This window comes from Verrucomicrobiia bacterium, assembly GCA_023953615.1.
Taxonomy (GTDB): Bacteria; Verrucomicrobiota; Verrucomicrobiia; order Limisphaerales; family JADLHS01; genus JADLHS01.
In genome coordinates, this window is the sequence record JAMLJH010000001.1 from 437,122 (window position 1) to 458,956 (window position 21,835).

Consider the following 21,835-nt stretch of genomic DNA (forward strand, 5'->3'; position numbering starts at 1 on the left):
ACCTTACGAATTTGGGCGGGTGATCTTGTCCGGATGCCGGGCGCGGCTGATGGCGGTATCGTAGCTGATCAGGCACTTGCAATAGAGATCGTAAAGGCAATCATCCATCAACATCATGCCATCCTTGCGGCCCATCTGGATGGTGTTTTCCAATTGGTGCAGTTGATTTTCACGGATCAAATTGCGCACCGCGCTGTTGGGGACCAGCAATTCATACGCGAGCATCCGGCGCGAGCGGTCGGTCGCCGGCAACAATTCCTGCGCAAGAATTCCCTGCAAACCATTGGCCAGTTGCAGGATGATCTGCCGTTGCGCGCTGCCTTCGAACACGCCGATGATGCGTTCCAACGCGAGCGCGACATTGGGCGAGTGCATGGTGGCCAGCACGAGGTGGCCGGTTTCCGCGGCGGTGAGAGCCGCGGAGATGGCTTCGTAATCCCGAATTTCACCAATCACAATGACATCCGGATCCTGGCGCAACACATGGATGAGCGCGCGATGAAACGAGCGCACGTCGGTCAGCACTTCCTGTTGCACCACGATGGCGCGACGGTTGGCGTGGACGAATTCGATCGGGTCTTCGATGGTAACGATTTTGCAACGGCGTTCCTGATTGATGAGATCAACGAGGTAATTGAGGGTTGTGGTCTTGCCCGCGCCGGTGGGGCCGGTGATCAAAACCAGGCCGTTGGGCTTGCGCGCCAGGTCATCAATCTTGGCCGGCAACCCCAATTCCTCGCGCGTGGCAATGCGTTCCCCGCAGAAGCGAAAACTCATTTCCGGATGGCCGTTGCGGCGATAGAACGTGACGCGCACCCGACCCGCAACGCTGTGCAGCAATGAAATGCACAGCTCCCACTCCGCCGCGAATTTTTGTCGCTGATGTTCATTCAGCAGACCGTCGGCGATTTCCGTGGCGTCCTCTGGAGTGAGGACGTCCGCGTCCGCAATGATGATTTCACCGTTGACGCGGAAGGTGGGCGGCACACCGACGACCAGATGCAGATCGGAAGCTTCGTAGTCGGAAGCTACGGACAGAAAATGATTTAATTTTGCATCGCTCATCAGTGCAACCATCGCCGCCGCCAGCCGATTAGTCGAGTCCAGAGACCGGTTTGGGAAAGCTGCGTCAGTGCGTTTCGGATTTCCGGCGAGTGCGGTTCCAGTTGCAGGGCCTGATTATAAGAATTGCGCGCCAGGCTCGTCAGTCCCAAGGCGCGCTGACAGCGGCCCAATTCCAACCAGAGCAGAAAATGTCCCGTGTTCGATTCCACCGCCTGTTGGAGCAATTTTAACGCAAGGGCGAACTGTTCGTAATAACCTCGAATCCGCCCCGCCAGCCAGGTGATGAACCAATCCTGCCGTGCGAGCAGTAGGGCCTTGTCGAAGCAATAATCCGCGCGGGCTTCCTTCCGTGCCAACAACACGTCGCCGCGCGCCAGCCAGATGTAAGGCGTGTCGCCACGCTCCTCGATTGAGGCATCGGAAAAGGCGAGCGCGGCTTGCAGGTCGCCGCTGCGCCCCAGCGCCACGGCTTTGGCCGCCAGCAGTTCGGGTTCGTTCGGAAATTTTTCGAGCGCCTTGTCCGCCCACAATTTGGCTTCACGATTTTCGCCCAGCTCGATGAGCATGCGCACCTGCGCCGTCCAGGCGGCCGCTCGTTCCGGATTGAACTCCAGCACCTTGGCGTAGAACCGCAGCGCGGATTCGAAATGGCCATTCCGAAAAGCGGTTTCCGCCTCGCTGTAGTAGTAACTCTCGTCCTTGGCCAACGCCTGCCGCGAGTCGGAGAATTGATCCTCCTGCCCGCCTTCAAACTCGAGATTAACAAAACGACTCATGGGGTTAGTTGTTTGCGTCCGAACCAGCGGTGAAAGGGTTTGCCAATGAAGTTCGACTGTCGCACGAGCGCCAGTTCCTGCATGGCTTCTGAAAGCAGAATCCTATTACGGTTGTCAGTTGCCAGATCCGGCCAGATAAACCAGTGATCTTTCGGGACCGTCATCTCTCCGGTCTGGGGCATGTACGCGCGAGCCGACTGAATCTTGCCGTTCACCATCAATCCGTTGGGAGTGAATTCAATCCGGTCGCCGGCCACGGCCAGCACCGGACCCAAACCCAACCCTGGCTGAAATCGCACGCCGCGATGCGCGCTCCGGAGGATTGGCAATTCGTAAGCGACCCAATCCCCTCGGTGAATGGCGGCGGGCGCGGTGATTTTTTGCACTACGACGACCTGACCGCGATAACGCAACGGCCGCAGCACCTGCGTTTGCAGCAGGTTTCGCAAGGGAAGATAAATCAACAGGGAAACCAGGAATAAAACAGAGAGCGTGAACACCGTCCGCACCCAGAAACCGCGGTTCGCGAGCCACGGACGGCAGAGAAACACCAGGCTGGTGACGTGCGCCGCCAGCAGCAGACCGAGGGCGGTGTCCGCGATCGGATAGCCGAGCCACACGATGAAGATCGCGGCGAGCAAAGCGCCGCCCAGCATGAGGATCCGACCGATCCGTTTTTCGCCCTGCACCCACAACGCGAGTCCCGGCCACCAGAGGCCCTTGAAAATTATGCCCCAGGTGAGATCGCCAGGAAGTTGCAGGCGATCAAGGTGCGCATGGCGACGCAACCCGTTGCCCAGTTGGAACAGCGGGCTGTACCACTTGGCGCGCGGCGGATAATAAGATGAATCGGGATGACGCATGTCGCGGTTACAGGTGATCACCGGTTGCACATTTGACGACGGGACACATGAAACTTCGGTTAGTGGCGCTGGTCAATGTTGTATCGCACCTGTTCGTCCGGTTCGTAAAACTCGCTGGTTTCACGTTGCGACTGCAATTCACCAACGATCTGCGCGAACATTTTCATCGCCTCGAGACAACCCTTGCCTTTGTAGCCCTGGACGTGCAACTCCACGTTTCCGTCCGGACCGATCGTAATGTCAAATTCGCGTTGCGGCATAAATCATCCTTCCCAATGGCGCACTTTCAGGCGAATAGCCTGGTTCGCTTCGGTCTCCTCTTCCACGACGACGAAGCCGCGCGCCCGGACTTCATCCATCAATTTCTGATACACATATTGTTGCACCACCCGCTGGCTCAACTCCTGGCCCAGCGCGCGCAACTCGTCCGCGCCCTGCCCCGTGCCGGTCACGCACAGTGACGCCTTGCCGCGCGCATCCCGGGAAAACGTCACGGTGACGCCCTCCCGCATGACGGTCAGGCGTTGATCGCGCCCCAACTGGTTGGTCACCAACTCGCTTTGTTCAATTTCCAGGTTGATGGCACCGGCTTCCAATGACGCGACGGTGGTGTGGCCGTCTTTAGCGGTCTCGGCTACGACCTGGTAGCCGAGTGAAGTCGCCGCCGCCACCACCGCCGCGCTGAAAGCGGGCCAGCCGGCAATAACCACCGGAGTTAAAATACAGACGCAACTCATAATTTTCCTCTGTCGTTGTCACTGACTACTTGAAAAATCAGACCTGGCTCGCAACCAATCCTCACGCGAAAACCTGTATTTTTTTTCAGGGACGCAAACGGGCTGATGCCCAAGCCGTTCAGAACGCAAACGGACCACGGCTGATCCGTTGTTCAAAATCGTGGTCAGAACTCCATGCGCCGCAGTTCAACCGCGCTGTTGATGGGACGCACGACGCTGGCATTGCGCGCCCGGCCCAAAGCCCAATTGCGCTGCGCGGTGATTTTTTCCGCCATGGTTTTAGCCAGCGGCACGGTTTGTCTCAATGCGGCCAGCACATGATCGGTCGTCAGGTCCGTCTTCTCGTAGAATGCGTCATACAGCGCGCTGTTGATGGCTTCCTCGATTTCCGCGCCGCTGAATTCGCGGCTCACATCCACCAGGGCCTCGAGTTCGAACTTTTCCGGATCGCGGCCGCGTTTGGCCAGGTGGATGCGAAAAATCTCGGTGCGTTCTTCTGCCGAGGGCAAATCCACATAGAAAATTTCATCCAGCCGCCCCTTGCGCAGCAGTTCGGGCGGAAGCTGGGAAACATCGTTGGCCGTGGTGACCACAAACACGGGCGCGGTCTTTTCCGAAAGCCATGTGAGGAACGTCCCGAATACGCGCGCGGTCGTGCCGCCATCCGTGGCCCCGGAGCTTTGGGAGCCGACAAACGCCTTGTCAATTTCGTCCACCCACAACACGGCGGGGGCGATGGATTCCGCCACGCTGATGGCGCGCCGGACGTTTTCCTCGGACGACCCGACCAGGCTGCCGAACATGCGGCCCATGTCAAAGCGGAGCAGCGGCAGTTGCCACAAATTGGAAACCGCCTTGGCGCACAAACTCTTACCACAACCCTGGACGCCGAGCAGCAGGATGCCCTTGGGCGGCGGCAGGCCAAACGCGCGCGCTTCGTCGGTGAAGGCCACGGCGCGTTTGTTGAGCCAGTCCTTGAGCACCGTCAGGCCGCCAACCCGGGAGAAATTTTCATCCGTCGCGTAATATTCCAGCAAACCGCTTTTGCGAATGATCTGCTGCTTTTCCGAGAACACTTCATTAACGTCGTCGCCGCTGAGCCGCTCGTCCTTGACGATGATTTTCGCGAAGACATTTTCCGCTTCTCCCAGCGTCAACCCCAGCGCCGCCTGCAACAGGCGCTCGCGCCCGGTGGCGTCCAGGTCAATGGTCACCTGCTTGAACTGCCGCACGTCGGCGATGATCTTGTCCAGCAACCCGCCGAGGTCTTCGCGGGTGGGCCGCGGATAATTCAGAACGGTGATTTCCTTTTCCAGTTCGGTGGGAATTTCCATCACGGGCGAAACCAGCAGGATGGTTTTGAAACTGTTCTTCAAATGCAGCGCAATCTCCTTGAGTTTGCGCACCACCGCGAAATTGTTCTTCGTGAGGAACGGATGAAAGTCCTTGAACACGAAGATGGCCGGCTCGACCTGCTCAATGACCTGATCCAACGCCATCAACGGATCTTTCGTCGCGGCGCTGCGTCCCTTTTGCGATTGGATGGACGTGCCCGCCGGAACGATCCCGGTGCTGTAACTCCACTCGAACACTTTCTTCTGCCGCTTCCGGGCAATTTCTACCACGTCATTTTGCACCCGCACTTCTTCGCTGGTGATGATGTTGAGGATCGGGTAGCGCGCCCGGATCAGGGTTTCAAGTTCAGTTTGAAAGTTCATGTGCGGTGATTGGGGTGGCGTGGTTTTCGATCTGGCAGCGGCGGGCGATCTGTTCCGCTTGCGGATTCAAGACCCTGAGCAGCTCGGCGAAAGCGGTCGTGAGATTATGCACCAGGATTTGACCATCCGGCAGGATCAACAATTCACTGTGCAAACCCGCGGTGGATGCGGCGGGCTTGGACGGGTTGCTTTGGTGGCGTCTTTGCGTTTTCATGGAATCAAATTCAGCCGACACTCTGCGGCGATTTGCCGGGCGCGATGAGTTGCTTCCGGCGTAACCGTTCCGCGCAATTCCGCGTGTCGCGTCGCGTGCCACGCGGGCCAAAAGCCACTGCGCAAGTTGACTTTCACTCCCGGCAGTTCCATCGCGAGCCATTCTGCAACGGGCCGCCAGCAGCAGTCAACGTGGCCGGGCATCAGTAAATGACGCACGATCAACTCGCTATGCGCATTGGCCCAAAGCAGGTTTCCTTTCACCACGCGCTCGTAATTTGCGACCTTGGCCAGCCGTCGCGCGCAATCGTCGTTGCCAAATTTGAAATCCGCCAACCACACGTCAAACATGCCGTCAAGCAGAACGCGCGCTTCCGCCGAACCGTGCGCGTTGGTTTTCCAGACCAGCCGGGCGGAGTCGGGCAATTCCGCAACGAACGCCAGCGCGGCGGGCAGATGAATCGTCGGTTCGCCGCCGAGCACCATGACGGTGCGGGCGCCGGCGTTCAACGCCGCCCGCGCGCGCAGGGCCATTTCCCGTGCCGCGAATCCGTTACCCGCCCGGACGTTCCAGCTTTGCCGTCCGGTGATGCAGAAATCACAGCGTAAATCGCAGCCGCTCAAGGCCACCGCAAAAGTCGGAATCAACTCCAATTCATCCGAAACTTCGATCTGAGCGGAAAAAAAACTCGCGTCCGGTCCGGCGTGACAAAGCCCTGGCTCCCCCGCCAGCCGATTCACACCGCAATGATGCGCGCAGAGTTGGCAGTTGGCCAACCTGCTCCGTGCGAGCCTGGCCCGCTCCCGAGCCAGAGTCGAACGGGTCCGAGCCGACGGTGGAGCGGCAATGGCTTCGGTGCAAATCATAGCTCCAACCTCCCCATCCGCTCTGAAGACACGACGCGGCTGTCACCGCGACGCACCATTTTTCCGCGCAGCCAGACGAAGCATAATCCCGCAGGCACGCCACCAAGCATGATGCCGGCGTTCACCAGTCCCGCGCACGGCAACATGATGACGAAACCAATTACGATCATCAGAATGGCCGCCTGACGCGCCGTCATTTCCCAAATAAACCAAAAGAGAATTTTTTCATAGGGAAACAGCCGTCCCCAGGCAGCCAGCAATCCGAAGACGACCGGCGCGGTTCCCACAATCAGACGCGGGCTGGCTGGTTGAATGACCACCTTGAGCAAGCCGACAGCCAATACGGCCAGAAGACAACACGACCACAGTTCCCAACGCGTCCAAACCCGCTCCAGCCAAACTCCGATAAACAGGATCAAGATCCAGTTGAACAGAAAATCCCAGAGGGTCGCCGGGAGCAGCGCGTAGGTGATCAGCGTCCAAACCCAGCCATGCCAGAAGCGCGGACCGTCGAGGGCGAGCCAGCGGTAGAGATCGTAAGTGTGAGAGAACACTCCGATCAGCGCGGTCAATCCCGCAACCGCCAGGATGAGCATGATCAGCCGCACCCCCGGCGTGAGCGGACCGATAAAACGATGCCAGACGGTTTTCATGGAATCATGAACCTAACAGCCGTCGCCACCAAGGCGAGGCCGGCTTGGGTTCGTTCTGGATGGAGCGGGCCAGCCGTTCGGCGATTTGCGGAGGCACCGTGATTTGCCGGGCATCGTGCCGCAACAACTCTTCGGCGCTGGCAAACTCGCGGACGGACGCGGATTGCGACTCCGTTTCCGCAATCGGTTCCTGCTCGTGCGCGGTATGTTTGGTTTGTTGTTTCATGCGATCTCAGGCGGTTTTTTCAAAATGCACGGCAAAAGCTTTGCGTGCGCGATGCAATTTACCGCGGACGGCATCGCTGGTTTGTTCGGTGAGTCGGGCGACTTCATCGTAGCTCATTTCCTCATCGGCAACGAGCAGGAGCAGCAGCCGGTATTCGTCGGAAAGCGCATCCAAGGCGCGCTGAATGCGTTCGCCCAGTTCCTTGGTGGCCAGCACGCGAAATGGCGAATCCACCGGCGCGGGGGTTTGTTCCCACAGAGCCTCATCCGCGCTCGTGGCCACGTTCCGGCTCTGCCAACTCTGACGCAGGTTGCAACAATGGTTGATGGTGATGCGATACAACCATGTGCGCACGGATGACTCGCCGCGGAACTCGCCAAATTTTCGATGGACCTTCAGAAAAATATCATGCGTGGCGTCTTCGGCCTGATGTGGGTCCCCGAGAAAGCGGAGCGCGAGGTAATAGATGGCGCGACCCTGCGCGGCGTAAAGCCGGGCAAATTCCTCGGGCTCCAGCGACGCCCGCGGCTGGAGTGGGCACTCTGGCTGAAGGGACGGTTGGCTCACGAGTGTTTCCATCGCTGATTAGACCAAGCCGCCGCCGATTCGTCACGCGCGGAGATGTCGCCAACGCTTTTAGTTTTCCGTCCGAGCCGAGTTAGTCGTCCCGTGAGCAGTCGCGCCCCAACTTGACTGAAGCTCCGGGCAACAAACCCATTCCGGGTTATTATCGAGTCCGCAACGGCGATTGATTCGACGTTGATTACTGAACGGAGATCGAACCGTGTGCCCGGCGACCGGTCGGGAGTTGATTGGACTTAAGCGGTATAAAGAGCGGACCGCCCTCAAAAAGCGGAGAATGTTATTGACGAATGGTTTCTTGTACACAATCGTTTGTGCGAATTCCAGACCCGAATGGAAGATTTAGCAAACACGAGGCGGGCGCAACCTTGCGGCAACTCACCGATGACACGGCGGAGGCCTTGGGGTTTCACGCTGATCGAACTTCTGGTGGTGATTGCCATCATTGCCATTTTGGCGGCCATGTTATTACCCGCTCTATCGCAGGCGAAGAGCCGGGCTCACGCCACGCTGTGTTTGAATAACCTGCGACAAATTGGACTGGGAGGCCTGCTGTATGTGGGCGACCAAGACGACAAACTGCCATTCGGCTGGTGGAACACCAACAATGCCAGCGTGAATAATTTCCATTATTTGCTCACCCCGTACGTGTTGAAGGCACAGTTCGGTTCGGGAACCGGCTCGACCAATAGCGATTTTACCCAGGGCGTGTTTGCTTGTCCGACCCGCCAACGGGAGCCGGTCAATTTTTCCGTGGGCGGCATTACGCCACCTTGGGGGGCGAATCCCTGGCCCATCAGCTATGCGATGAACGCCTGGACGACGCCGGATAACGATTCCCCACGGACCATGCGGATGGCATCGGTGGCGCGGCCCACCAGCACGTTTTTTGTCGGCGATAGTTCTTATCAGTTCAATGGACCGGCGGCGTGGACCATTGGCATCCTCGCCATCTACAACCGTCAGCCGATTTATGAAGTGGGTTACAAGCACGGCAAAGCGCATCCGACGGGCAAAATCAACGTCACTTTCATGGATGGACACACGGAAAGTCGCACGACTGCGCAAACGAACGATCTCCTGATGAAATGGTACGCACCGTAAACCGCAACGCACAGACAAATAAACAGAACACATTATGAAAACAGCATGGAGAACCCTTACGGGTAAAATTATCGCCCTGATCGCCGTCACCGGCTGGTTGGGGATGTCGGCAGGAACACGCGCCGCGGCGCAGGAAAACCTGATCGTGAACGGCGAATTTTTGGCAAATGCCGGAGATTTCGTATCGTGGCCCGGAGTACTTAATCACGAGAGTAATCCAGATCAAATCAACAATTGGGCCAATTACTACGGAACCACGATTGGCCTCAACGGTCTGGGTACCGCGATTGGCGAGGGACGCGACGTTTTTGGCCCCGCCTTTCCCGGCGCCCAGACGTACGCCCTTTTGCAACACATAGGGATGTTGTCCCAGCCGCTGGGTGGAAAATACCTGCCCGATCAACAATATGAATTGAGTTTTGATGTGGCGGGTCGGGTCACCAATCCCGAGGGAATTGCTTTTTGGGTGCGGATTGCGGAGCGTGACCCGCTTTCGGAGGGTGGTGCCGTGCATGTGGATTCGCAAATTCTGCCGACGGATTCGGTGCAATTCGTGCATTACCGCTTCACCTTCACCGCACCAGCTTCGTTTGCGGAAACGCCTTCCATACAGCTTATCAATCCCAATCAGACCGAAGATGACAATACCGTGTGTTTTGCCAACGTGAAGTTGGTGGCGTTGCCCACACCGGTCTATACAAACCTGCTGACGGATAACTTTGATACAGCGGACACCGACGACTTGAACGCGGATTTGGAAACCCGCGAGAGCGGAATCTTCGCGCCCGTTTCCGAGTGGATGACTTATGGAAACAGCCTGGCGGATATTCCCGGTTATGGAATCACCAATGGGTCCGTCCATTTGCGGCGGATTGACGATACCGGAAATTTCATTCAGGTGATCTCGCCAATGATGGATTTCACCGGCGACTTCCGCCTGGAATGTGATGTGACCCAAACGGCGCCACCGGAGACGGACAGTTGGTTGGCAGTTACGGTTTGTGGCAACGGCCCCGTCAGCAGTGCGGCCGGAGGAAATAATTTCTCCCTGTTGCTCCGCCCAAACGGTCAATACATCCTGTTTGATGTCAGCAATGCGGTGGGCATTGGACAGTTGCCACCATCCTGGGCCGAAAACTATCACGTGCGAATCGAAGTCCAATCCAATGTGATCCGTCTCTACGTGAACGACCAGCCGTTGTCATTCGGGAATGGGCTTGATCCGAACGCTGGTCATAATCCGACCGATGGACATCATGCGTATGCGCTGTCAGGCGCCGTATCCGGACACCGTTATATTTCCTTCGTGAATTACGCGGCCGCCACAGCGGTTCCGGCGCTGTTCACCTTGGATAACTTGGTGGTTTCGCAGGTCCCCGCACCGGAAAAACCGGATTTGGCAGCAACCGAAGTTTTGGCGGATTCTTTCAGCTCCGAGGATTCCGAGAATCTTAATAACGATCTGGCGGAGCGCCAGACCGGCGTGGCGGCAACTTCATCCTGGACCGCCACCGGTGCGGGCACCAGTGCGGTCTTGGTTGATAATGCGCTGCTCATCTCGAATTTCGGTGACACTTCGGAAGAGGCGATCGGGGGAATGGCCTACTTGGCCAACGACCTGGCGCCGTACGAACGCAATCGTTCTTTCCAAGTGGCGGTGGATATTTCTCCCGTCGTTACGGAAGGAGATAGTTGGGGTGCAATCAAGGTGCGGCAACCCGCTAATTTGTCCCGATGGATTTTGGCCAGCTCCGGAGTGTCAGTTTTCGTGCGGCCCAACGGCACGTGGGGAATGAGCGACGGCGCCGAAGTGGTGGCCACAGGCGCGATAACTCCGGCGACCACGTACCGGGTTCTGATTGAGGTATTCACCAATCTGACCTACCTCACCATTAACGATCAGGCCGTACTGGAAGGATTTACCATCAATTCCACCGAGCCGTATAATTATGTCTCGTTGATTTCCAACGCCGGTCCGGGATCGTCCGGCGCGGCGGCGGCGTTCACCAATTTCAAATTTGATACGTTGGGTGATTTGCCGAGGATTTTACCGCCCCAGTTGAGCAACCCGACCTACGCCGCTGGCGAGATCAGCTTCCAGTTTGACTCACGACAAAATGTCATCTACGTGGTGGAGTACCGCGACGACCTGCCGGGTGGAGATTGGCTGCCGCTTTCCAACGTGGTGGGTAATGGCGCGACCGTGACCGTTACGGATGCCACGGGGACCGCCCAGCGGTTTTATCGCGTGCGCGCGGTGGCTGGCGAACTGGCGGCCGAGTGACCACGCGGCGCGGTCGGTAAATCGTAGTTGGTTGCAGCGCGGATGGAGTTTGTGCAAGTCATGGACTCCATCCGCGTCGTTCGTACGCGCGGGTGATTTCGCCGCCATGTACCTAAGTCGGAACGATTCGATTGGAGTTTGGGTGGAACGGGCCACTGGCCTGTTCTGTCGGGCTACCAGCCCGATAGCAGAACGCCAAGCGTGCGAACCCGATGGGGTGCGATCTCCGTACGCTCGGTTGGGCGGCAGGTTGCCGCCCAAAACAGCCAAGTTGGCCGTTCCACCCGGACCAACTGCATCCTTCCGGCCAAGTCCGATTCAGTTGATTCCAAGCGTTGGTAATTTTCCATTGAACCAACCGGCTCAGATTGTCCGCGCACTCGCTGTTCGCAAACTTTAATACTGCTTCATGCGGCGGAATCCTTTAGAAGCAGGAGATGCAACTGATTAAATCAATGCCCTGGCTGACGCTGCTGGCTGGCCTGACGTTGGCGCGCGCCGCAGCGGAACCAGCAAAGCCATCATCCGAACCGACCATCTCTCCGGTTGTGCCCGGGGTGGTGATTGATTATTCCCCGGCTGCGTCCGGTCTGTATATCGGCTCGCCCAGTCTGGTCGTGCTCACCAGCGGTCATTATCTGGCGGCACACGATTTTTTCGGACCGGAAAGCCACGAGTTCGAAGCGCCCGTGACGGCGATATTTTTATCGGAAGACCGCGGCGAGCATTGGCAGCCCATCGCCCGATTGACCGGACAATTTTGGTCGGGCTTGTTCGTCCATCGCGACGCGGTGTACCTCATGGGCACGGACAAACATCACGGGCGGATCATCATCCGACGCTCCCGGGATGGCGGACGGCATTGGACGCAGCCGACCGATCGGCACATGGGTTTGTTGACGGCGCAGGGTGAATACCATACCGCGCCGACGCCCGTGGTGGAGCATGACGGTCGGTTGTGGCGCGGATTCGAAAGCGCCATGGGCGGCACGCAATGGGGGCGGCGCTATCAGGCGGGTATGTTGTCGGTGCCGGTGGATGCCGATCTGCTGGAGGCGGACCAATGGACGTTCAGTAATTTTCTACCGCGCGATCCGGCCTGGCTGAACGGTGAGTTCAACGCGTGGCTCGAGGGCAACGCGGTGGTCGCTCCCAACGGTCAGATGGTGGACGTGTTGCGCGTGGATTTGCCTCGAGGTCCGGAAAAAATCGCCACGGTGACGATCAGCGCCGATGGTCAAACCGCCGCGTTCGATCCGGCCACGGGTTTCAGCGATTTTCCTGGCGGCGCCAAAAAGTTTTCGATCCGCCCCGATCCGCGCGGCGGCGGTTACTGGACTTTGAGTTCAATCGTACTGCCGCAATTCGCTTCGGCAACAACCCCCAAGCCGCTGCGTCCGGCGCAGGTGCGCAACACGCTGGCCTTGCTGCACAGTCCCGATCTGGTGCGCTGGGAAATTCGTTGCGCGCTATTGCACCATCCGGAAGTTGAAAAGCATGGGTTTCAATATGTGGATTGGCAGTTTGATGGGGCGGACCTGATCGCCGCCTGCCGCACGGCTTACGATGACGGGCAGGGCGGCGCGCATAATTGCCATGACGCCAACTACCTGACGTTCCATCGCTGGCAACAATTCCGCGCGCTGACGTTGAAAGACTCGGTGGTACCGTTGCCCTGAACGCTGGCTGGAAATCCCGTCGCACCAAAGCGTTTCAAGTATTCCTGTAACTGCCGTCGTGACGTGGCAAACCTCCCCATTTCAAACCGAGAGCCGGTATCAGATTGGTGGTAACCTGAATGTCGTCCGCGAGATGCGGACGACTACCGCCGTCTCGGCGGTGCTCCACCAATGCCCATTCCCTTGCCAATCATTCCCTTGTCTTCCCGTTCGAGTATTCCGTGTATTTCGCGGTTGTATTTTTCTGGGAGGGACGCGTTCCACCGCGTCCCTGAACCGCAACGAAAACAACTGACAGGATAACAAGATGACAGGATGAGGACCGGATGTCATTCGCGAAGGCGCGCACGCCCTCCGCCGAGGACGGCGAGGCCACTTTGGATCTGGGTGGAACGGCCAACTTGGCCGTTCTGGGCGGCAACTTGCCGCCCAGCCCAGCGCACAGAAATTACACACCACCGGGTTCGCACTCTTTGTGTTCAACTATCGGGCTGGTAGCCCGACAGAACAAGCCAGTGGCCCGTTCCACCCAAACTCCAATCGAATCGTTCCGGCTTAGATTTTCAAAAACAGTTTCCGCCGGTACATCCAGAAGAGAATCAGCCACAGGAAAAATAACACCGCCGCGCCATGCACCAATGGTTCGTACGCCACGCCGAACCATTTGAAAACATTGACGCCGAGATTGGTGGTCAACGCTTCACTGATGAAGCCATCAAATAGGTGCGCCATGCAGTAGGCGGCGATCGAGTTCATGCCCACCACCATCAACGGGTACGACCAGCCTTTCCGTCCCCACCAATCAATCACCGCGTAAAAACCCGCCAGCAGCAGGAAACTCCAGCCGCCGCTGTAGAGCGTCCAACTGGGCGTCCAGATGCGCTTGACCACCGGACAAATTCCCAGTGCTCCAAGCAACGCCCCGCCGCCGAGCGCCACCACTCCCGCAAGCGCCAGCCATTTGACTTTGCCCGCCGCGGTGCGGGTGCTGCGCAACACGCCTCCAGCCAGCAGACCGAGGATCATCGTGCCCAGCGTCGGAATAAAACTGAGCGTGGCATAACCACCGCCGTTGAACGCAAACGGTTTTTCACGCGGAAACAGATTGAGCCACCAGGTGTCAAACGCCCACGCCAGATTGCTGTTTTTGTTCCAATGCGCCCCGAAGCCGGACATGAGGTGCGGCCAATCGTTCGGCACGCCCACGCTGGCGTAATCAAAACCGGCGGCCGGCAACGGATACCAGACAAACGCCAGCCAATAACCGACCAGAATCGCGCCAAGCGCAATCCATTGATCGCGCACCGGACGAAACCCCAACACGAACAACACAAGATAGCCCAGGCCGATTTGGGAAAGCGTATCTTCAAAGGTCCAGTACGTTTGCGCGCGACCGATGGACCGCAGCAACACCCCCAGCAAAACCAACACCAGCGCCCGCCACGCCGCGTGCCCGATCAGATGGCTTTGGGATTGACCGCGCGCCAGGCGGTTGCCGATGGAGAACGGCAACGCCACCCCGACCAGAAACGAGAATCCAGGTTGGATGAGATCGTGCAGCGAGCAGCCGATCCATTCCACATGCGTTTGGTGATAGGCCAGAAATTTCCAGAACCCGCTCTCCGGCACCGCGCGCGCCACCCGCGAAAGATGCAGCACCTCGGCCATCATCAGCAGCATTACGAAACCGCGATAGGCATCCACCGAGGCCACCCGGACTTGGCGGGGCGACGATTGGATTTTATCGCCCGACGGGTTGGGTGGCTGGTCCGGTTTGGCAGTGGCCATGGGGCATGGTTTCTAATCCATACCCGCTGGGTTAGCCAGCAATTTTGCACCGACTTTCGCGGGGCTGAGGCCGTCCACCCGCGCCATGCCCTGAGCGACGGCTTCGTCTCCATAAATTTGGCTCGCGCATTAACCGGCGGGGAATACGAAGAAATGCTTGATAATTCGTTCCGAATCTGTAGCATCAAGGCAATTCAAACTCGGCACTCAGTCAGCCCATGACCAAACTGGTAAAACCATGCGAGGTAACGATGAAACTGAACCAACTGGCCTGTCCTTTAACTCCCGCCACCGCAGGGCGGAGGCCCGGTCAAACGCGCAGTTCCCTAAACCAAAACACCGAGGTGAAATTCCAAGCCATTGGAAGATGAAAGGTAGAGTTGTCAATACCAAGACCCCTTTCTGAAGGAGAGATGCAAAATGAAAAGAATCTGTTTTATTGCGCTTTGCGCTTGTCTGCTAAATTCATTAACAACCTTGTGCGTGTGGGCACAAGGCTCGATGACATACGTTTCCAGCCTGAGCGGACCCTCCGGAGGTTCTGTGGCCGTTGCCAGCGATTCGTGGTTTGCTCAGGGTTTCACGACTGGGACGAATGCTCCGGGCTACTCACTGGAATCAGTGAGTTTATTGATGGCGAACGCATTGGGCAATCCAAGCGGGTTTACGGTGTCACTGTATAATGATAGAGGGGATAGAATTTTTCCCGGCAGCAGCGTTGTGGGAACATTGTCTGGCTCATTAGCTCCAGTGCTCGTCGGAACCTATAGTTTCATGTCCTCCGAGCCAATCATTCTATCTCCGTCAACGGGCTATTTTATCGTTGTGACTGCTTCACAACTGCTAACCACTGGTTCATACCGTTGGAATTATATGGCGCCTTCCACAAATCCACCGTTTTATGTAACTGACGGCTGGCATTTGGGGTTGCAAGCCATGTCAAGCAATGGCTCTGTTTGGGAAAGGGTAGGCGGCAGCACTATTAATGGCGGCCATTTTCAATTTTCAATTGATGCCACAGCTATTCCCGAGCCGTCGTCGTTGGCGTTGGTTTTGTGCGGTGGGGCGCTTTGGCTGGCAGGGCGAGGGCGCCGGCGCAACGGAGGCGCGGTCAAATACCCAGTTCCCTAAACTAAAACACCGGGATGCGATTCCGAGCCATTGGAGGATGAAAGATAGAGTTATCAATACCAAGACCCTTTTACTATGAAAATTCAGATCCGCCATTTTGTATTGCTGTGCCTCTTCGCTTCCAAAATGTATTTGCTCACGTCCTCGCTGTATGCTCAAGGCGCTTATCTTTCAAATCTCAGCAGAACCCCTGTAGGTAGTGTCGGAATCGGAAACGATGCTTGGTTCGCGCAAAATTTTACCACCGGGACAAACTCAGCAGGGTATTATTTTGACAGCGCTTTACTCTCGATGGATTCGCTTTCCAGCGTGCCGCTCGGATTTTCTGTGTTTTTATACGATGATAGCGGCCTACTAAGACCTCAAAGCATCCTCGCAACTCTGGCGGGAGAATCCCATCCAACCAGTGCTGGCATTTATACTTATACCGATTCCGATCTGGTTCTTTCTCCTTCCACAAGGTATTGGGTTGTCCTTACTTCTCAGTCGCCCATCTCAGATGGGGCGTATAACGCCCAGCTTGTGACGGCCACTTTTCCTAACTACGATGCCATCGAGGGATGGTTTATGGGGCGTTCTTATTATGCTTCTCCGGACGGCTTGAATTGGACTTTAACGGGAGGTTATGCGCTTCAATTCGCAATTAACGCCACAGCCATCCCCGAGCCGTCGTCATTGGCGTTGGTTTTGTGCGGCGGGGCGCTCTGGCTGGCGGCGCGCGGGCGGCGGCGCAACGGAGGCGCGGTCAAACGCCCAGTTCCCTAAACCAAAACACCGGGATGCGATTCCATGCCATGAAATCAAGCCCTCCTTCCCGAACTGCTGAAACCGTGGCGTGACACATTACGCCGCGTACTATGAATTCGAGATCGTCTTTGAACCGGAATGAAAGGAATTATGAGAACCTATGAATCCCAATGGGCGCGGTGTGCCAGTCTGTTGTTTGGTTTGGCGGTTGTTTCACCCGCTTTTGGTCAAGGCACCCTGATTGGCCCCTCCATCCGCAACGGAAGCTTCGAGGACGGAGTAATCACACCGTGGAGTGGGAATAATCTCACGGCAGCTCAAGATTCCAGTTTCGCGAGCCATGGAAGTTGGTACGCAGTGGTGAGTTCACTTGTCTCAACCGCCCAAAACCTGACACCAGACCCAACTGACGGGCTCACTTTCTTACTCACTTTCGACGCCAGAATGGGTGTGCCCGGCTTCGATTCAGTCTCAACGCGGATGGATGCTCGGACGCCAGAGGGTGCTTCATTAAGCGCCAGCATCACCCCCATTGCCGTTCCACCATTAAGCGCCTCCGCTTGGCAGAGCTATCAATACCAACTTGAAATGCCGGGGGCTTGGGATAGCGCGGGCATCTTCTTCTCGATCGCCTTCAGCAAAAGTCAGCCGCTTGGCGGGGTCACACATTTTGCGTATTTGGACAATGTGGTCCTCCAACAAATTCCCGAGCCATCGTCGTTGGCGTTGGTTTTGTGCGGCGGCGCGCTTTGGCTGACGGCGCGAGAGCGCCGGCGCAACGGAGGCACGGTCAAACGCCCAGTTCCCTAAACCAAAATACCGGGATGCGATTCCGAGTCATGAAATCAAGCCCTCGATTCGACCGTTTTCATCAAAGCGTCAATCCCATATCAATAAGCTTAACTTTATGAGCAGCAAATTGATTCAAATCGCACTCTTCGGTTTAACGCTCGGCTCCGCTGAGCTGCGGGTTGTGGCTCAAGGTTACATTGCCTTCAACAACCTGCCGCCGGCCAATGGTCTGGTTTATCTTGCCAGCGACATCCCGGGTGGACTCTTGTTAGATCAGGATGTCAATTTTGCGCTCCTTGCCGGAACGGATTCGCTTAATCTGCAACTGATCAGCAAATGGCTTTTGAGCGATGGTTCAGCCACCGGAATCAATGTGGCTCCCGGCCGGTTCGCTGATCCGAACCAAGCCGCCTATGCCGTGCCCGGCACCGAGCCGGGAGATGCCGTGTATATCGTGGTCATGGCTTGGGCTGGCCCGGTTGATTCTTGGGAGGCTACGGGTCTGCATGGTATTGCAGAATTCTGGAACCCCAGCGGCACCGCCGATCTGCCTTCCAGCTTAACTGGCATGGACTCCTTCATTATCGGTATTCCCGAGCCATCGTCGTTGGCGTTGGTTTTGTGCGGCGGAGCGCTCTGGCTGGCGGCGCGAGGGCGGCACAACGGAGGCGCGGTCAAACGCCCAGTTTCTTTGTAATTCCCCTTTCTCTCTGCGCCTCGGCGCCTGGATAGCTCTTAACTTCAAAATCTGATGTCGTCCGCGAGACGCGAACGACCACCGCCGAGGACGGCGATGCTCCCCCATTCCTCTGCCAATTATTCCCTTGTCTTCCCGTTCGAGTATTTCGTGTATTTCGCGGTTCTATTTCCCTTGGGAGGGACGCGTTCCACCGCGTCCCTGAACCGCAACGGAAACAACTGACAGGATGACAGGACGACAGGATGACAGTCCCCTGCCGCTTTGGAATCATCGGCCCGCGACCGGAAAGCGGCAGAAGCCTGCCGCAGTCCAGGACGCTGTCGCGGGAATGCTCGTCCCGAACCAAGAGCGGTCGTCCGTTTGACCCCAACGCTTGGCTCGAAGTTGGAAGGCCCGCTGCGTCATGTCGGCGGTTAGAGGAATACTGAAAATGCGCTAGCGTCTGGGGCCTACTTGGCGCAGGTCCAGCGGTTGGAAGCCGAGCTTGAGCGCCGGCGACTGACGGCGGAGACGGAAGTCGTCCTTTTGCGGCGCGATAAAAAGCGGATCGGCAATGAGCGAATGTCGGTCGTGCCCGCGCGCGCGCCATTGGTCCAGGGTCGCCCCGGCAAATTTCATTGCGGCAGGATTGGTGGCCAGGCGCGTGTCCCAATAAACATTGTCGTCGAGGTTGAATTGATCGTTCTTCCAGGTGCTGCCGAGCAACACGCCTTGATTGAAATAGACGATGTTGTTGGTGAAGCTGAAGCTCAGGTGATCCTCGTCACGCGAGCGCTGGAGCTGCTGGTCGCGCGCGAAGGCGAAGATATTGTTCCGGATGATGTTCGTCTCCCCGTAGTGCTGATGAAATCCGCCGTGCGTGGTGCGATAGACCAGATTGCTTTCGAGCAGAATGCCGCTACTGCCTTCGTCGGTGTAAAGGCCCCAGCCGCCATATTTCGTCGCGGCCACGTCGTGCCAAAGATTGTTGATGACGCGTGTGCCGGGTTGTTTGCCCAGTAAATAAATGCCCGCCATATCGCTGAGCACCGGCCCATCGCCATCGGACGCCACGCCGATGTGGTGGACGTGATTGAACTCAACCAAGTTATTGGAGGCGAGCGCCGTGCCGTAACCCCATGTCCAGCCAATGGATACGCCCGAGTAATAGAAGTCGTTGATTTCGTTGTGGGACAGAATGTTGTTGGGCGATTGCCCGATCCACACGCCGATGCCGCTCTGGAACATTTTTCCGCCGTGATGAATGTAGCAGTCGGAAACCTCGTTGCCGCCGGATTGCTCGGCTTCCGTTTTGCGAATGGCGGTTTCGCCCAGCTTCAATCCGCCGGCGCCCAAGTCATAAATGTCGCAATGGGTGATGCGATTCCACGAACAGCCCCGGGCCAGTTCGATGCCGTAAGTGCCAACGTGCGCGATGGTGCAGTTGGTGAACACGCATTGGCGCACGCCCTCGCCCCAGATCGCGCCGGGCACGCCGACTGCGGCTTGATTGAATCCGCCGACTTCATTTGCGGGCGCGGGCCAGCCGCCCGTTGCGGTTTTGTCGTCGGGTCGGGGCAAATTCCATTCGGCGTGCGCGAACGTCAGACCGTTGAACTGAATCTCCCGAACGTATTGTTCCTTGGCGATATCGCCTTCGAGCCGCAGGATTTGACTTAACACCGGTGCAATGGCGGTAAAATTCTTGATGCGCTCGCCGGCTTGCGGCGCGTAATAAATCATCCCGGCAGCCGCGTCGAGATACCATTCGCCCGGAGCATCCAGCGCTTCAAAAACGCCTTCGACGTAATAAAGATCGTCGGGTTGCAGCTCGAAGACCGAGCGTTTGGCCAGATTGACGCGATGGGACGCTTCGTCCACGGACGCAATCGGCAGGCGCGATTCCACCCAACGACTCATCGCAACAATTTCACCGTTGGTCAGCGAAGGCCAGTTGCGCAGGTCGCCGGCGTTGAACTCGAACCGGCGATGTCCCTCCGTCCATTGCGCCACTTTGTCCGGCAGGGCCTTGATCTTGAAGTAACCGGTGTTCGGATGTCGCGCCCGCACGCGGCGCTCGCCGTTGACCCATAGCTCGCGAAAATACCAGTCGCCACGACGCGCCGCCGGCACTTCTGCAACCCAGAGCTTGCGGCCGTTCGCCGTGGTTTCGCGCCAATGGGTAATGGCACGCCCACCACTGAGGATCGGTTTCTCGCCGGGATAAGCCTGCCATTGCAGCGCGGAATCCTCGGGACGCAACACAATCGGCGACTCCAGAAAATAAATGCCGCGCCGTTGATAAAGTTTGGCGCTGGCCGTGTTACCGGATTGCTGACGCTGCGCGCGGATGGCTTGCAACGCGTGCGCCACAGTGGCGAAGGGGCCGTCGGTGCGCCGACGATTCGGTTTGGCCAAAGTGCCGCTCCAGGCGTCGTTGCCGTTGGTCGCCACGAAAAAAGTGCGTCCGTCTTGCTTTGGCGTCGCCGCGAAGGCAGGGCCGGCCTCGATCAGCACCATAAGCGCCGCAATCAGCAGTCCGAACGCGCGCCGGCGGTAACGTCGGATGAAAGCCATCCCAAACCCAACCGAGGCGGGCCGGGAGTTTTTAGTTTGAACAGGTTGATTCATTTTTTCACCTCGTCGGCGGCGTTGTTCGCGATGACGATATTGCCTTTACTGTTGTTGATAATGCGGCTCGGTCCGTGCATGAGGTTACCGGTGATCACCGCGCGTTGCACGCCGCTACCCAATTCAATCTGGGGTTTATTTTCCTGAAATTCGCAACCGCGCACCAGCACGTTGCCGCCTTCGACTTGCAGGGCCGCCCGCCCTTCCTGGCGGCGATCCCACTGAACGAAAATGCAATCGCCAAAGCCCACCGTGCCTTTTCCAGCGATCTTTGCGATTTGATTGCACGGGCCCCAAAACGCGGAATTCACGAAACGCACGCTGCCGGAGTTGTTCGGGCCGACGCGGATCATCGTCGGGTCGGGGCCGTGAAACGAAACGAATTCGCCGTTCGAAATCAGCAAGCCGATGCGCGAACACTGCTCAACTTCCAGCGCCGTGAAACAATCGTCCGCGCCGATGCCGAGGAAGTTGCCGTTGCAATCGCCGGTTTGAGTCCGGATGAACTTGTAGCCCACGCCGTAGCCGAAGCAGAACGTGTTGAAGACGTATTGCCAGTCACTCTTGCCAAAGATGAACGCCTCGCCGTGTTGCTGTTGCCATTCAAACAACTTGGGTTTCATGCTCCACCAGGGATTGAAGTGGACGTTTTCGATGCGTCCGATGTCGTAGATGGCGTCCACAAAAATGCCGCGCCGCAGCGGTTGTCCATGCACGTCGCGAATCAGGTGCCGTTCATTCTGCGACGCATCAATTCCGTTGTACGGATTCAACAACTCGACCGCGAGCACCGCCGGGTTCTTCCCGCGCATGGCGATGGCGTAGGGATACGGCTTGGGTTCGGCATCCACGTTTTGCTCGGGATAATAAATCACGACGCCTTTCAACGTGCTGTTGTGATTGAGCGTGATGAACGGCGGCGCGTCTTCCGTGCCTGCATCGGCGGTGACGAGCAACGTCGTGCCATCCTCCGTCGGCTTGGGCAGGCCGGGATTGCGGATGCCGTTGTGCGCGGGGACGGATTCCCAGATGCCCTTCAACGTGACGGCGGACGGCACGTTGAGGTGTCCGGCGAAGAAATAATTTCCGCGCGGCGCCTGCACCACGCCGCCACCGGCCTGGCCCGCGGCATCCAGCGCCTTTTGAAAAGCCGCCGTGTCGTCGGTTTTACCATCCGCCTTCGCACCGAAGTCCAGGACGGAAAACGTATCGGCGCTCCAAGCGGTGCCAGCGGCCCAAATCAGACCGCAGATGAGGAGAAGTTGTCGGTTCATGTTTTTATCAAACGCTCTATGGATTA

The 21,835-nt window shown here is 57.6% G+C and carries 20 protein-coding genes and 1 pseudogene; 7 read left to right on the forward strand and 14 right to left on the reverse strand.

The features are described 5' to 3' along the window. Nucleotides 1-3 precede the first annotated feature (3 nt). From M9920_01665 to M9920_01715, 11 genes are all read right to left on the reverse strand, one after another. Nucleotides 4-1,065, reverse strand: coding sequence for a PilT/PilU family type 4a pilus ATPase (locus M9920_01665; protein ID MCO5050994.1), 1,062 nt, complete (start codon nt 1,063-1,065; stop codon nt 4-6). Further along, nucleotides 1,065-1,841 (reverse strand): tetratricopeptide repeat protein, encoded by a 777-nt coding sequence (locus M9920_01670; GenBank protein ID MCO5050995.1) that lies wholly within the window; start codon nt 1,839-1,841, stop codon nt 1,065-1,067. The genes M9920_01665 and M9920_01670 overlap by 1 nt, the downstream gene beginning before the upstream one ends. After that, nucleotides 1,838-2,734 carry a S26 family signal peptidase gene (locus M9920_01675; protein MCO5050996.1) on the reverse strand — a complete coding sequence of 299 codons (897 nt, stop codon included), beginning with the start codon at nt 2,732-2,734 and terminating at the stop codon, nt 1,838-1,840. The genes M9920_01670 and M9920_01675 overlap by 4 nt, the downstream gene beginning before the upstream one ends. Nucleotides 2,735-2,763: 29 nt before the next feature. Further along, a complete protein-coding gene (locus M9920_01680; protein MCO5050997.1) occupies nt 2,764-2,964 on the reverse strand; it encodes a DUF2997 domain-containing protein in 201 nt (66 codons plus the stop codon). 3 nt (nt 2,965-2,967) lie between these two features. After that, nucleotides 2,968-3,441: a DUF1257 domain-containing protein gene (locus tag M9920_01685; GenBank protein MCO5050998.1), complete on the reverse strand. Its 474-nt coding sequence runs from the start codon at nt 3,439-3,441 to the stop codon at nt 2,968-2,970. A 164-nt stretch (nt 3,442-3,605) separates the two neighbouring features. Then, complete coding sequence (locus tag M9920_01690) at nt 3,606-5,159, reverse strand: AAA family ATPase (GenBank protein ID MCO5050999.1); 1,554 nt, start codon at nt 5,157-5,159, stop codon at nt 3,606-3,608. After that, nucleotides 5,143-5,373, reverse strand: a complete 231-nt coding sequence (locus M9920_01695) for a hypothetical protein (protein MCO5051000.1) — start codon at nt 5,371-5,373, stop codon at nt 5,143-5,145. Before M9920_01695 ends, M9920_01690 begins: the two co-directional genes overlap by 17 nt. Beyond that, entirely contained in the window at nt 5,370-6,113 is a 744-nt protein-coding gene (locus M9920_01700; protein MCO5051001.1) for a radical SAM protein, read from the reverse strand. The genes M9920_01695 and M9920_01700 overlap by 4 nt, the downstream gene beginning before the upstream one ends. Before the next feature lie 122 nt (nt 6,114-6,235). Continuing rightward, nucleotides 6,236-6,892 (reverse strand): rhomboid family intramembrane serine protease, encoded by a 657-nt coding sequence (locus M9920_01705; protein MCO5051002.1) that lies wholly within the window; start codon nt 6,890-6,892, stop codon nt 6,236-6,238. Between the two features lie 4 nt (nt 6,893-6,896). After that, on the reverse strand, nt 6,897-7,118 hold the full coding sequence (locus tag M9920_01710) for a hypothetical protein (GenBank protein ID MCO5051003.1): 222 nt from the start codon (nt 7,116-7,118) through the stop codon (nt 6,897-6,899). A gap of 6 nt (nt 7,119-7,124) precedes the next feature. Then, nucleotides 7,125-7,697: an RNA polymerase sigma factor gene (locus tag M9920_01715; GenBank protein MCO5051004.1), complete on the reverse strand. Its 573-nt coding sequence runs from the start codon at nt 7,695-7,697 to the stop codon at nt 7,125-7,127. A gap of 387 nt (nt 7,698-8,084) precedes the next feature. Between M9920_01715 and M9920_01720 the strand changes: the two are divergent. From M9920_01720 to M9920_01730, 3 genes and pseudogenes are all read left to right on the forward strand, one after another. Beyond that, a pseudogene (locus tag M9920_01720) lies at nt 8,085-8,177 on the forward strand (prepilin-type N-terminal cleavage/methylation domain-containing protein). Nucleotides 8,178-8,838: 661 nt separating this feature from the next. Continuing rightward, complete coding sequence (locus tag M9920_01725) at nt 8,839-11,088, forward strand: hypothetical protein (GenBank protein ID MCO5051005.1); 2,250 nt, start codon at nt 8,839-8,841, stop codon at nt 11,086-11,088. A gap of 455 nt (nt 11,089-11,543) precedes the next feature. After that, complete coding sequence (locus tag M9920_01730) at nt 11,544-12,767, forward strand: glycoside hydrolase (GenBank protein MCO5051006.1); 1,224 nt, start codon at nt 11,544-11,546, stop codon at nt 12,765-12,767. A 555-nt stretch (nt 12,768-13,322) separates the two neighbouring features. Here the strand turns inward: M9920_01730 and M9920_01735 are convergent. Beyond that, nucleotides 13,323-14,555, reverse strand: a complete 1,233-nt coding sequence (locus M9920_01735; protein ID MCO5051007.1) for a DUF5009 domain-containing protein — start codon at nt 14,553-14,555, stop codon at nt 13,323-13,325. A gap of 420 nt (nt 14,556-14,975) precedes the next feature. Here M9920_01735 and M9920_01740 point away from each other — a divergent pair, with 420 nt between their 5' ends. The 4 genes from M9920_01740 (at nt 14,976) to M9920_01755 (ending at nt 17,922) form a co-directional block, all read left to right on the forward strand. Beyond that, nucleotides 14,976-15,686 (forward strand): PEP-CTERM sorting domain-containing protein, encoded by a 711-nt coding sequence (locus tag M9920_01740; GenBank protein MCO5051008.1) that lies wholly within the window; start codon nt 14,976-14,978, stop codon nt 15,684-15,686. A 75-nt stretch (nt 15,687-15,761) separates the two neighbouring features. Beyond that, nucleotides 15,762-16,451, forward strand: a complete 690-nt coding sequence (locus M9920_01745) for a PEP-CTERM sorting domain-containing protein (GenBank protein ID MCO5051009.1) — start codon at nt 15,762-15,764, stop codon at nt 16,449-16,451. A gap of 132 nt (nt 16,452-16,583) precedes the next feature. Further along, nucleotides 16,584-17,243 carry a PEP-CTERM sorting domain-containing protein gene (locus tag M9920_01750; protein ID MCO5051010.1) on the forward strand — a complete coding sequence of 220 codons (660 nt, stop codon included), beginning with the start codon at nt 16,584-16,586 and terminating at the stop codon, nt 17,241-17,243. Nucleotides 17,244-17,340: 97 nt separating this feature from the next. Continuing rightward, complete coding sequence (locus tag M9920_01755; GenBank protein MCO5051011.1) at nt 17,341-17,922, forward strand: hypothetical protein; 582 nt, start codon at nt 17,341-17,343, stop codon at nt 17,920-17,922. A 438-nt stretch (nt 17,923-18,360) separates the two neighbouring features. Here M9920_01755 and M9920_01760 read toward each other — a convergent pair whose 3' ends face one another. Continuing rightward, nucleotides 18,361-20,481 carry a right-handed parallel beta-helix repeat-containing protein gene (locus M9920_01760; protein ID MCO5051012.1) on the reverse strand — a complete coding sequence of 707 codons (2,121 nt, stop codon included), beginning with the start codon at nt 20,479-20,481 and terminating at the stop codon, nt 18,361-18,363. A 50-nt stretch (nt 20,482-20,531) separates the two neighbouring features. Further along, nucleotides 20,532-21,809 (reverse strand): glycoside hydrolase family 55 protein, encoded by a 1,278-nt coding sequence (locus M9920_01765; protein ID MCO5051013.1) that lies wholly within the window; start codon nt 21,807-21,809, stop codon nt 20,532-20,534. Nucleotides 21,810-21,835: the final 26 nt, after the last annotated feature.

Coding starts and splice junctions, on each gene's coding strand:
- M9920_01665 (MCO5050994.1), bottom strand. CDS start 1,065: ATGAGCGATGCAAAATTAAATCATTTTCTGTCCGTAGCTTCCGACTAC.
- M9920_01670 (MCO5050995.1), bottom strand. CDS start 1,841: ATGAGTCGTTTTGTTAATCTCGAGTTTGAAGGCGGGCAGGAGGATCAA.
- M9920_01680 (MCO5050997.1), bottom strand. CDS start 2,964: ATGCCGCAACGCGAATTTGACATTACGATCGGTCCGGACGGAAACGTG.
- M9920_01685 (MCO5050998.1), bottom strand. CDS start 3,441: ATGAGTTGCGTCTGTATTTTAACTCCGGTGGTTATTGCCGGCTGGCCC.
- M9920_01690 (MCO5050999.1), bottom strand. CDS start 5,159: ATGAACTTTCAAACTGAACTTGAAACCCTGATCCGGGCGCGCTACCCG.
- M9920_01695 (MCO5051000.1), bottom strand. CDS start 5,373: ATGAAAACGCAAAGACGCCACCAAAGCAACCCGTCCAAGCCCGCCGCA.
- M9920_01705 (MCO5051002.1), bottom strand. CDS start 6,892: ATGAAAACCGTCTGGCATCGTTTTATCGGTCCGCTCACGCCGGGGGTG.
- M9920_01710 (MCO5051003.1), bottom strand. CDS start 7,118: ATGAAACAACAAACCAAACATACCGCGCACGAGCAGGAACCGATTGCG.
- M9920_01715 (MCO5051004.1), bottom strand. CDS start 7,697: ATGGAAACACTCGTGAGCCAACCGTCCCTTCAGCCAGAGTGCCCACTC.
- M9920_01725 (MCO5051005.1), top strand. CDS start 8,839: ATGAAAACAGCATGGAGAACCCTTACGGGTAAAATTATCGCCCTGATC.
- M9920_01730 (MCO5051006.1), top strand. CDS start 11,544: ATGCCCTGGCTGACGCTGCTGGCTGGCCTGACGTTGGCGCGCGCCGCA.
- M9920_01735 (MCO5051007.1), bottom strand. CDS start 14,555: ATGGCCACTGCCAAACCGGACCAGCCACCCAACCCGTCGGGCGATAAA.
- M9920_01740 (MCO5051008.1), top strand. CDS start 14,976: ATGAAAAGAATCTGTTTTATTGCGCTTTGCGCTTGTCTGCTAAATTCA.
- M9920_01745 (MCO5051009.1), top strand. CDS start 15,762: ATGAAAATTCAGATCCGCCATTTTGTATTGCTGTGCCTCTTCGCTTCC.
- M9920_01750 (MCO5051010.1), top strand. CDS start 16,584: ATGAGAACCTATGAATCCCAATGGGCGCGGTGTGCCAGTCTGTTGTTT.
- M9920_01755 (MCO5051011.1), top strand. CDS start 17,341: ATGAGCAGCAAATTGATTCAAATCGCACTCTTCGGTTTAACGCTCGGC.
- M9920_01760 (MCO5051012.1), bottom strand. CDS start 20,481: ATGGCTTTCATCCGACGTTACCGCCGGCGCGCGTTCGGACTGCTGATT.
- M9920_01765 (MCO5051013.1), bottom strand. CDS start 21,809: ATGAACCGACAACTTCTCCTCATCTGCGGTCTGATTTGGGCCGCTGGC.